Below are 8,631 nucleotides of genomic sequence, written 5' to 3' on the forward strand. Positions count from 1 at the left end.
GTGCGGCAGCAATGATCAGTGCGCCTGTAATAACGACACCCTTCATGCGTTGGCGTTTCTCGGCAATGATGATGAGTGGCACCATCAAGACAAAGGCGACCAGCAGTACGGGCAGGTATAGCCAGCTGTGGTGATCCGCCGTCAGACCTGCTTCAACCAATTGAGCAGGGATAGCGACGAAAATAGCGACCATCAGAGCATGGAGTAAGAAAATCCCCAGGTTCAGGGGCCACATGCGGCGATTTTTAAGTTGTTCGATAATGACAGGGAGTGCCGCGCTGGCGTCTCTGTGCTGTTTGGCCGGGGGAGCTGGAATAACCCAAAGAGTAACCAGAACGCCGCCGATGGCCAGTACTGCGGTGACAGCAAAAATCAGGTGAAGGCCACCGAAGGAAGCCAGCCAGGGCCCGAGTATGAGAGCGACGGAGAAGGATAGGCCGATACTGGCACCAATGGAAGCCATGGCTTTCATCCGGTGCTCTTCGCGAGTCAGGTCAGTGACCAGGGCCATAATCGCACTGGCGATAGCGCCACCGCCTTGCAATGCGCGCCCTATGATCACTCCCCAGACACTGTCTGAGGTGGCCGCGATAACGCTGCCCAGGGCAAAGATCAGCAAACCGCCGATGATGACAGGCTTGCGGCCAATCCTATCGGAGAGTGCGCCGGCAGGGATCTGTAACAGCGCCTGGGTCAGGCCGTATACGCCCATAGCCAGCCCCAGCAACTGAGGTGTTGCACCTTCCAGTTGCTCGCCTTCGAGCATCATGACGGGCAGAACCATGAACAGGCCCAACATACGAAGAGCGTATAGTGAGGCGAGGGAGATCACGGCGCGTTGTTCGGTTTTATCTGGGGTCACTGTGCGGCCAATCGATAACTGTGAAACAGGGCGGCTAGTCTACCAGATTGTCGGCGCTGGAGGGGGAGTCTTGATGACGCCAAATCCCATTACCATCTTAGTCTGATTGCGGTAAACTCCTTTAGGGGTATAAGGGATATACCAAGACGGAAGCGACTAGCTTGGGCGAAAGTACATGGAGAGACTTTATGGACCAGAGATCACCTGCCATCGAACGAAGAATACTTCTTTTTGGTCAGACAAACCTTGAGAACTCGATACTGATCGGCAATGTTCATCAGAACACAGGTATTGAGTGTCAGCTGATAGATGTTCGTCACTGGCGGGCAGAGTGGGAATTCGAAGCAGACAGAGTGATTGCTTTGATTGATTCCGGGAGCGCAGCTCCAGAACGTATCCGCGAGCTGGTGGATTGTCTTCATGACCTGCAAGCCGATGTTGGTATTGCCGTATTTAATGTGGCGAAACGACACCCCTCCGAACAGCTGATAAGTTGGCCTAAACTGAATGGTCTATTCTACATCGGTACGACCCACAGCCAGTTGTGTCGAGGCATTGAAAGTCTGTTTCTCGGCGAGCTCTGGCTACCACGCCATCTCATGGCGGCTTTTCTTGAGAGAACCCGCGAGCGCCCTAAAAACGCCACCGGCTTTGCCGGTATTCTCACTCGTCGTGAAAAGCAGATACTGCGCCTGACGGCAACAGGGGCGACAAACGCTGAAGTGGCTGATGAACTCAACGTCAGCATGCATACGGTAAAAACTCACGTTTATAACCTGTTCCGGAAAATCGGCGTGACCAACCGAATTCAGGCGGTGAACTGGGCAAAAGAAAATATGCACGAGCTGCATGACAAGGAAGAAGCAGAAGCAACAGGATAATTCACAGTAAAAGCGGCTGAACCCGTCTTCGCCTTGCTTTACAATGGGGGTTTTGACTCAGGTAGTGAAAGCTCCACATGGATAAAATTCTCGTTCGCGGCGCACGTACACACAACCTCAAAAACGTCGATATTGATATTCCACGGGATAAGCTCGTGGTAATCACGGGTCTCAGTGGCTCGGGCAAATCCTCTCTGGCGTTTGACACTCTGTACGCTGAAGGGCAGCGGCGCTACGTTGAGTCACTATCTACTTATGCTCGCCAGTTCCTGTCGATGATGGAAAAGCCCGACGTCGATCTGATTGAAGGCTTATCTCCGGCGATTTCTATTGAACAGAAATCGACCTCTCATAATCCTCGCTCGACCGTTGGTACTGTCACCGAAATCTACGATTACCTACGTCTGCTGTTTGCGCGTGTCGGAACGCCGCGCTGCCCGGATCATGATGTGCCTCTGGAAGCTCAGACTGTGAGCCAGATGGTTGATGAAATTATGCTGCTACCCGCAGACAGTAAATGCATGATTCTCGGGCCTGTAATCCGGGATCGAAAAGGTGAGCACCTGCATGTATTTGAAAGCCTGCGTGCACAGGGTTTTATTCGTGTTCGTGTAGACGGCACTGTGTGTGACCTCGATGATACTCCCGACCTTGATAAGCGCAAAAAGCACACGATCGAGGTCGTGGTAGATCGTTTTAAAGTCAAAGAAGGTATTGAGCAGCGCCTGTCAGAATCCATCGAGACCTGTCTCGAACTCAGTGGTGGTCTGGTGCTGGTCGCTGATATGGATGCGCCAGAGAAAGAACCCATGATGTTCTCTTCTCAGTTTTCCTGTCCGCACTGTGGTTACAGCCTTTCAGAGCTGGAGCCTCGTCTCTTTTCATTTAACAACCCGGCCGGTGCCTGTCAGACGTGTGATGGTCTGGGTGTGAAACAGTATTTCGACCCTGACCGCGTCGTACACGATGATTCTCTGAGTGTGGGCGAAGGCGCGATTCGCGGCTGGGACCGTCGTAGCGTTTATTACTATCAGATGTTGTGTTCAGTGGCGGATCATTATGGCTTTGATATTGATACGGCTCTGGCAGACCTGAAGCCTGAACATCGCGATGCAATACTGCGTGGCTCTGGTGATGAAAAAATCGAATTTATTTACGTGAATTCCCGTGGTGATCGCGTCAGCAAATCTCACCCGTTTGAAGGGGTGCTGCCAAACCTTGAGCGGCGTTACCGCGAAACCGACTCTCAGATGGTGCTTGAGGAATTGTCTAAGTACCTGAGCATTCAGCCGTGCCCTGCGTGTGATGGTTCACGTCTGCGACGTGAGGCCCGTAACGTTTTTGTGGGCGATAAAACCATTCATGCCTGCACCAGCATGCCGGTCGAAGATGCTCATAACTATTTTTCAGAATTTCAGATGGATGGCCATAAAGGTGAAATTGCTGAAAAAATCCTGAAAGAAATTCGTGATCGTCTGCAGTTTCTGGTCAATGTCGGCCTCGAATATCTGACACTTAACCGCAGCTCAGACACGCTCTCGGGTGGTGAGGCTCAGCGGATTCGCCTGGCCTCTCAGATTGGTGCTGGTCTCGTTGGGGTGATGTATATTCTTGATGAACCTTCCATTGGTCTGCATCAGCGTGACAATGATCGTTTGCTGAAAACCCTGTTCCACCTCCGTGATCTGGGGAATACCGTGCTCGTTGTCGAACACGACGAAGATGCAATTCGCAGCGCTGACCATCTGATCGATATTGGTCCGGGTGCTGGTGTGCATGGCGGTGAAGTGATTGCGCAAGGCACGCCTGCTCAGGTGATGAAAAACAAAAACTCGGTTACGGGTGAATATCTCAGCGGCAAACGGGCCATCGCTCTTCCGGAAAAGCGCACGCCATATGACAAGAAAAAAGTCATGACGTTAAAAGGCGCTAACGGCAACAACCTGAACAGTGTTGATCTGACCATTCCTCTGGGGCTGATGACATGTATCACAGGAGTTTCCGGTTCGGGTAAATCAACCCTGATTAACCGCACTTTATACCCGCTGGCTGCGACAGCACTGAACGGTGCAACCACGCTGAAGCCGTCGGAGCATAAAAGTATTACGGGTCTCAATCAGCTCGATAAAGTGGTGGATATTGATCAGTCTCCGATTGGTCGTACTCCGCGCTCCAACCCTGCGACTTACACCGGGATATTCACTCCGGTTCGTGAAATATTCGCCGGAACACAGGAAGCGCGCTCACGTGGTTATAAAGCCGGACGTTTTTCTTTCAATGTGAAAGGCGGACGCTGTGAGGCCTGTCAGGGTGATGGTGTGATCAAAGTCGAAATGCACTTCCTGGCTGATATCTATGTGCCGTGTGATGTCTGTAAAGGTAAGCGTTACAACCGCGAAACTCTGGATATCCGCTACAAGGGTAAGAATATTCATGAGGTGCTGGATATGACGGTCGAAGATGCGCGTGAGTTCTTTGATGCTATCCCGGCAGTGGCACGTAAGCTTCAGACACTGATGGATGTCGGTCTCAGTTATATTCGCCTCGGTCAGGCGGCGACCACGTTGTCCGGTGGTGAAGCGCAGCGTATTAAGTTAGCGAAAGAACTGTCAAAGCGGGATACCGGTAAGACACTTTACATTCTGGATGAGCCAACCACCGGCCTTCATTTCCATGATATCGAACAGCTGTTAGTTGTTCTGCATCGTCTTCGTGATCACGGTAATACCGTGGTAGTGATTGAACACAACCTCGATGTTATTAAAACCGCCGACTGGATTGTTGATCTGGGCCCCGAAGGTGGTTCGAAGGGCGGCTTGATTATCGGTGAAGGTACTCCTGAAGATATCGGTGCGATGGAGCACTCACATACCGGGCGCTTCCTGCAACCTCTGCTCGAACGTGGGTAAAGCTTTGATGAGGCTGCGATGAGCAGGTCGGTCTGTGATGGCTGTGGGAGGCCAGAGAAGGTCTGCCTCTGCAGCCATCTGATTCATTATGAGCTGCCGTTCCGTTTAGTGATCTGGCAGGACCCGGACGAAGCTAAGCATCCATTGTCCACAGCGCCCTTACTCGAACGCAGTATCAAGGGGTGTGAGCTGAAAATTGGCGATCAATTTACCTTTGAAGAAGTATTCGGGACGCTAGCAGACGCTGGTGTTGCGCTCCTCTACCCATCGGACGAACGCTCAACCGAAGCAGATGCGCAAGCCATTCATACGGTATTGGTTCTCGACGGTACCTGGCGCAAAGTCCGGCGCTTAACGTTACTTAATCCCTGGTTGTTATCGCTTCCACGAGTCTCGCTCAGCCCGGATGGACCGTCTGAATACCTCCGTACCAGTCAGGTGGAAGGCGGCGTCAGCACACTTGAGGCTGTGTTGATGATGGCGCATCAGTGCGCGCCTGAAGGTAACTATCTTGAGGGGATTGGTGTCCTGCAACGTATGGCAGAGTTGCAGGAGCAGATGCGCCGTCGGTAAGTGAGGTGCTGGTGGTCAGGCGCTTTCAGTCATACTGGTGATGTGTTTCATCTGGCGCTGAATCAGAGATTCTGTTTTCTCTGGTAGCTGGTTAAGCCAGTAGGTTGGCTGCACGCCACCATGCAGGTCACGAATATTCGGCCCCTCGCTCCAGATGATATCGTGGCCGTCTTCAAGCATTTCTATCAAGGTCTGGCTGGCAATGATCCGGCGTTCTTCACTTTGGGCCGCCAGGTGGTATGCCCAGTGCACAGCATCGCCAATCAGGCTGTATTGAGTCGACACGCCATCCTGAAGAGGCGCCATAAGTACCGGGCCCCAGTGAGCTGCAACGTTAAACTCAAGCGGAAGTACCCCAGAGCTCGTTTCGTGCAGGTGATTAACCAGGCTGGTAAACAGGCGCGCCGCATACAGGCAGTGCATGGCGGCATTGCGGTCCCGGCCGGGTACGCCAAACAGCATAACGACGCCGTCACCGAGGTAGCGGTCAACTTTACCGTTGTAGAGCTTAGCGGCTTGAGAGAGCAGGCGATGATATTGATTCAGCGTGGTGGTCAGCTCTTCAGCGCTGAGACGTTGCTGAAGTAGTTCAAGGTCCTGAATCTCAATAAAAAGCATGGCGCAGTCGTAGTACTTCATCGGGTCAGGGAATGGGGTGTCTTCATTGCCCATGAACTGCCCGAGAGCAACCTCAACCGCGCGACGTTGTTGCTCACGTTTGGATATGTCGCCCAGAACGGAGTGCAGTGACTGCAGGTCTGGGTCTCCCGGCCCCATCGGTAGGGTCAGCTCTTCACCATCGCGCCAGCCGCTGAGTTTCGTTCGCAGCTGGCGTAGGTAGCGTGCGTACTTCTCACTTAGCATCCAGCCCGCCAGGCCCGCAATCAGACTCAGGGCTGCAGTGACCAGCAGACTTTGCGAAGCCACTCGTGTCGCTGCTGTCTGCGCCGGAGCATCTGTTGTATAACCTTCCAGTGAGCCATAAAGAGTACCGTCCTGGCGGATCTCGACGGGCATCATGGTCAGTTCTGCGTTAATACGCCCGGCACTGGCTGCTGGCTTGCCTTCGCGGTCAAGCACACGAATGGCAGGCATAGCATTACCGGCGTCCCACTCACTCAGGGTCAGGTTCAGGGTAATCCGGTCGTCCCGCACTAATGCTGGAGTCAGTAATGCACCGAGATGTTGCAGCTGACGCGTGTTTTCTGAAGTGAGTTGCTGGTGGGCGTAACTGCGTACCTCGGTATAGGCGAGAGCGCTCAGTACGATGCCCGCAATCAGGACCATGACCGCTGCCAGTAGACCAGCGCGCTGGCTGGTGTTGAGTGTTTCGCTGAATGTGCGGAGATTGGGCATTGGCTGTCCTGATAATTCTAAATTTCCATAACTTTAATGGTATTATATGCCGCGCTTGTCGCAACGCCAGCACCGAACACGACTTCTGTGATGGATGACAGCTAGTAAATTACAGTTTAGATATAGTTTAGATGAGGAATGACCATGAGTGATGTGAAACAGTCTCTGCAGGACAAACTGGCACAACTTGAGAAAGGTCTGTTTCTGATGAGTGTTGACCGCGTGCGTGCTCTGTCTGTACACGAGACCGTTGAACTGATCGAAGAACTGCGTGCCGTGGTTGCCGCAGCGAAATCAGACACCGACAAACTCTGATCTGCAGATTAAGCGAGACCTCCGTGACGGAATTAGTGCTCATTCGTATCACCGGTGCTGACAAGCCCGGTGTTACTGCGACCATCAGTAGTATCCTTGCACAGTATGAAGTGACAGTACTGGATATCGGTCAGGCCGAAATCCACGACTCGCTTTCGTTAGGGATACTGGCAGCCATCCCGTCAACGGCGGAAGCAGCTCCGGTTCTGAAAGACGTACTTTTCAGAATCCACGAAATGGGGCTGTCAGTCTCGTTCACTCCGGTGACGCCTGAAAGCTACGAGCACTGGGTCGCTGGTCAGGGGAAACCCCGTCATATCATCACGCTGTTAGCGCGGACCATTCAGGCCGACGCTATCGCACGCGTGACTTCTATTGCTGCCGAGCACAACCTCAATATTGACCAGATCAGTCGCCTTTCTGGCCGTGTCCCGCTGGATAAGCAAAGCGAGACAACCCGCGCCTGTGTCGAGTTTTCTGTTCGCGGTGAAGCAAATCAGACTGCCATGCGAGCGCAGTTTCTGGAAGCCGCCAACGATCTGAACGTTGATATCGCCTTCCAGGAAGATGATGTGTACCGACGTACCCGTCGCCTTGTCTGCTTCGATATGGATTCGACCCTGATCGAAACCGAAGTGATCGACGAACTTGCTCACGCCGCCGGCGTAGGTGAGCAGGTGGCTGAAATCACCGAGCGGGCAATGCAGGGAGAACTCGACTTCACACAGAGTTTTGAACAGCGGGTTGCGCTATTGAAAGGTCTGAGTGGGGACGTGTTGCAGGGCATTGCTGAGCGCCTGCCTGTTACAGAGGGTGCTGAGCGTCTGATCCGTAACCTGAAAGCGCTGGGCTACAAAACCGCGATTCTGTCAGGTGGCTTTACCTATTTCGGGCGTTATCTCCAGTCTCAGCTGGGCATTGATTACGTCTACGCGAATGAGCTTGAGATGGAAGGCAACGTCGTGACGGGGCGCGTGACCGGGCGTGTTGTTGATGGTCAGCGTAAAGCTGAGCTACTACGTGAACTCGCCGAGCGTGAGGGCATCCGCCTCGAGCAGACCATCGCCGTGGGTGATGGTGCGAATGATCTGCCGATGTTATCGGTGGCTGGTCTTGGCATCGCGTTCCGTGCGAAGCCACTGGTACGTGAAAACGCCAAACATGCGATCTCAACACTGGGGTTGGATGGGCTACTTTATCTTCTTGGTTACCACGACCGCGATATTCATTAAGCGCGGGTGCTGCTCAGCCAGTTCCCAGGTCCTTTTATCGAGCTCGCATTATAGAGAGCAGAGCTTCTACTGATGTAGAAGCTCTGGCTTATTCTTCTGAGAAGTTATACGTCATATCCGCCTGTGGCGCCTGAACGTAATAGCCCTGAATAAAGTGAACACTGTAGTGCCAGATATTGGCCACGGTGGATGAATTTTCGATGAATGGGGCGATACTGATTTTCCCTGCCTCGTGTACCTCGCCTAGCAGCTCTTTCAACGCTTTGTTGCCGTTAGCGTTATCGCCGCCAATCTCGCGGATATATGAACCGTCGACTTTCACGTAATCAATATCTACCTGTTGCAGTAGGCGCATTGGCTCCAGCTCGCAGCCAAAACGACTGACAGCGGTACTGATGCCGAGCGCGCGCACCAGATAACAGAAGCGTTTGGCAGGCGCTGCATAGCGCACAGCATCTTCTTCTGAGAATTGAAAAATGATCGCGTTGTGATTGAGTCCGGCG

General features: G+C 53.0%; 8 protein-coding genes. 5 read left to right on the forward strand and 3 right to left on the reverse strand.

The window, feature by feature from the left end:
- A partial coding sequence (locus tag B2067_RS08550; RefSeq protein ID WP_301388125.1) for an MFS transporter occupies positions 1 to 862 on the reverse strand: 862 nt, incomplete at its 3' end.
- A 188-nt stretch (positions 863 to 1,050) separates the two neighbouring features.
- Between B2067_RS08550 and B2067_RS08555 the strand changes: the two genes are divergently transcribed.
- The 3 genes from B2067_RS08555 to B2067_RS08565 all read left to right on the forward strand — a co-directional run bounded on the left by B2067_RS08555 (position 1,051) and on the right by B2067_RS08565 (position 5,225).
- A complete protein-coding gene (locus B2067_RS08555) occupies positions 1,051 to 1,743 on the forward strand; it encodes a LuxR C-terminal-related transcriptional regulator (protein ID WP_068437262.1) in 693 nt (230 codons plus the stop codon).
- A gap of 77 nt (positions 1,744 to 1,820) precedes the next feature.
- Positions 1,821 to 4,652 (forward strand): excinuclease ABC subunit UvrA, encoded by a 2,832-nt coding sequence (gene uvrA, locus B2067_RS08560; protein WP_301388127.1) that lies wholly within the window; start codon positions 1,821 to 1,823, stop codon positions 4,650 to 4,652.
- A gap of 18 nt (positions 4,653 to 4,670) precedes the next feature.
- Positions 4,671 to 5,225 (forward strand): tRNA-uridine aminocarboxypropyltransferase, encoded by a 555-nt coding sequence (locus B2067_RS08565; RefSeq protein ID WP_301388128.1) that lies wholly within the window; start codon positions 4,671 to 4,673, stop codon positions 5,223 to 5,225.
- Between the two features lie 15 nt (positions 5,226 to 5,240).
- Here the strand turns inward: B2067_RS08565 and B2067_RS08570 are convergent, their stop codons facing one another.
- A complete protein-coding gene (locus B2067_RS08570; RefSeq protein WP_297533891.1) occupies positions 5,241 to 6,581 on the reverse strand; it encodes an adenylate/guanylate cyclase domain-containing protein in 1,341 nt (446 codons plus the stop codon).
- Positions 6,582 to 6,725: 144 nt separating this feature from the next.
- On the opposite strand from B2067_RS08570, the gene B2067_RS08575 reads away from it, so the two are divergent.
- Positions 6,726 to 6,896 (forward strand): hypothetical protein, encoded by a 171-nt coding sequence (locus tag B2067_RS08575; protein WP_175607907.1) that lies wholly within the window; start codon positions 6,726 to 6,728, stop codon positions 6,894 to 6,896.
- 23 nt (positions 6,897 to 6,919) lie between these two features.
- A complete protein-coding gene (gene serB / locus B2067_RS08580) occupies positions 6,920 to 8,128 on the forward strand; it encodes a phosphoserine phosphatase SerB (RefSeq protein WP_301376816.1) in 1,209 nt (402 codons plus the stop codon).
- An 88-nt stretch (positions 8,129 to 8,216) separates the two neighbouring features.
- Here serB and B2067_RS08585 read toward each other — a convergent pair.
- Positions 8,217 to 8,631 (reverse strand): EAL domain-containing protein (locus tag B2067_RS08585; protein WP_301388129.1); only part of this gene is annotated, 415 nt, incomplete at its 5' end.

This window comes from Thalassolituus sp. UBA2590, from assembly GCF_002339775.1.
Lineage (GTDB): Bacteria > Pseudomonadota > Gammaproteobacteria > Pseudomonadales > Oceanobacteraceae > Thalassolituus.